Raw genomic sequence first — 1,833 nt, 5'->3', positions numbered from 1 at the left:
TTGGTTTGGGAGAAGCGGCGAAAAGGGATGTGGGCACAGGAGATAATCAGATACCGGATATGGGAGCATTCGCTTCTGGTTCGGGATGGTTCAGGCTACCAGGTGGATATATTGTTCAGTTTGGCACTTTTTCAGGAAACACGACCCGCTTTATCAGTGGACACTTCCCTATACCATTCCCTAATCAGCCGATGGTTTCAGTCAGTGTTATGTCTGATGCCGTTCAGTCAGACCCGTCGAGTCCTGCCCCGCAGGTTTTGTCTGTAAATTTTGAACATATCAGTAATTCAGCGTGGCGTGTGGCAACCAGTGATATCTCACAGCAATACAGATTCAGTTATATTTCGATAGGACGGTAGAAATGCAGAAATATATTTTCAGTGCCGATAAAAATGCGTTTTTCCCTGTGGAGCTTAAAATCGCTTATCAGGAATCCGGCGAATGGCCCGATGATGGAATCGAAATTGACGACACTGTTGCCGCCGAATTTATGAAGGAAGCACCAGAAGGAAAATACAGAGGTGTCATCGACGGAATGCCTGCATGGATTGATATTCCACCGCCAACTCATGAGGAACAAATTGCCGCAGCCGAACTGAAAAAGCAGCAATTGATTAATCAGGTCAACGAATACATAAACAGTAAGCAATGGCCTGGTAAAGCGGCGATTGGTCGCCTGAAAGGTGAGGAACTGGTGCAATATAATTTGTGGCTGGATTATCTGGACGCACTGGAACTGGTCGATACTTCCAGTGCGCCAGATATTGAATGGCCTACGCCTCCGGCAGTTCAGGCCAGATGACATCAGGCGCGGTGCTGGTATCTGTTGCCTCCACCGCGTCAATGTAATCCAGCACAGCGTTAAGTCGGGTGGTTTCTGCCTGCGTCAGCTTCCGCCCGGCCCGTAATTTCAGCTGAATCAGACTGATGGAAGCCATTGCAGCATCAATCAGCGACTGGCGCTTTACTTCTGCCGCGTCTAGTGCGGCGCTATGCTGTGCCTCGGTATCCGTCACCCATTTCTCACCATCCCATTTATCGTATGGCGTTAACGGTGAAAGCGTGACATAACCGTCTTTGATGGCACCGATATAATCCACTGTAACAGCTGCGCCATTTTCTGTTGAGTAAACAGTCTCATTGCGATGGTCTTCTTCATGGCTCCATCCCTTACCCGTAAATACTGCCACTCTTCCCGGAATGTATTCGCCCGGGTCAATACCAGTGGAACAGGCGGGCATACTTACGCCAGTATTAATATATTCATCAGACCAGCCAGTATATTCATACGTAACTGCCTCATAATAAAAACAACGCATATTACCCGGTACTGTAGCCAGCCCATTTTCATCAAAAACAGGTTTCATTATGCAGCCCTCACAATATAATTAAAGGCGATGTTACGTGGACGGTTTTCATTAGCTGTTGGCACGACACGAGAGGCGTCGAATCCAAGGTCATCGGTTTTGTCTATAGTAGTTGTGTTATTCGGCATTCTCGCTGATCGTGTTCCTGCATCGTAAAAAGCCCCTCTGATTGCATCAAAAGACATACCGATCCCGCCATCTGCGAATCCCTCAATATTTCTTATTGCATCCCCCTGTGAAGATAATAATTGTCGCCCGGCATCCACTCCACGTCCGTCATCCCAGCCACGAATAAATTCACCGCGTAAATCAGGCAATTTATTTGTCGGATAAACCTTTGCCAGTTCCGGGTATTCTTCAGCAGAAAAAGCCGCACCATTGCATTTTAGCCAGCCTGTTGGCGGAGTGGCGGAAGGCCACGGGACAGGCACACCAACGGGTAATGCCGAACCTTCTCCCAAACCAA

The 1,833-nt window shown here is 48.1% G+C and carries 4 protein-coding genes; 2 read left to right on the top strand and 2 right to left on the bottom strand.

Features of this window, described 5'->3' with window-relative positions; translation table 11 throughout:
- Together OGX97_RS02580 and OGX97_RS02575 are read left to right on the top strand one after the other, a co-directional pair.
- On the top strand, nt 1–359 hold a 359-nt coding region (locus OGX97_RS02580), incomplete at its 5' end, for a gp53-like domain-containing protein (protein WP_032195102.1).
- Nucleotides 360–361: 2 nt separating this feature from the next.
- On the top strand, nt 362–802 hold the full coding sequence (locus OGX97_RS02575) for a tail fiber assembly protein (RefSeq protein WP_001174920.1): 441 nt from the start codon (nt 362–364) through the stop codon (nt 800–802).
- On the opposite strand, the gene OGX97_RS02570 is transcribed toward OGX97_RS02575, so the two are convergent.
- Complete coding sequence (locus OGX97_RS02570; RefSeq protein WP_000805575.1) at nt 774–1,367, bottom strand: tail fiber assembly protein; 594 nt, start codon at nt 1,365–1,367, stop codon at nt 774–776. The two genes, OGX97_RS02575 and OGX97_RS02570, sit on opposite strands and share 29 nt — an antisense overlap.
- Nucleotides 1,367–1,833, bottom strand: a 467-nt coding sequence (locus OGX97_RS02565; RefSeq protein WP_001548777.1) for a phage tail protein, incomplete at its 5' end; no start/stop codon positions are given. The genes OGX97_RS02565 and OGX97_RS02570, both read right to left, overlap by 1 nt.

It is taken from the genome of Citrobacter sp. Cpo061 (genome assembly GCF_030332845.1).
Taxonomy (GTDB): Bacteria; Pseudomonadota; Gammaproteobacteria; order Enterobacterales; family Enterobacteriaceae; genus Citrobacter; species Citrobacter portucalensis.
This window is presented reverse-complemented; position numbering and strand designations above follow the sequence as displayed.

Coding starts and splice junctions, on each gene's coding strand:
- OGX97_RS02575 (WP_001174920.1), top strand. CDS start 362: ATGCAGAAATATATTTTCAGTGCCGATAAAAATGCGTTTTTCCCTGTG.
- OGX97_RS02570 (WP_000805575.1), bottom strand. CDS start 1,367: ATGAAACCTGTTTTTGATGAAAATGGGCTGGCTACAGTACCGGGTAAT.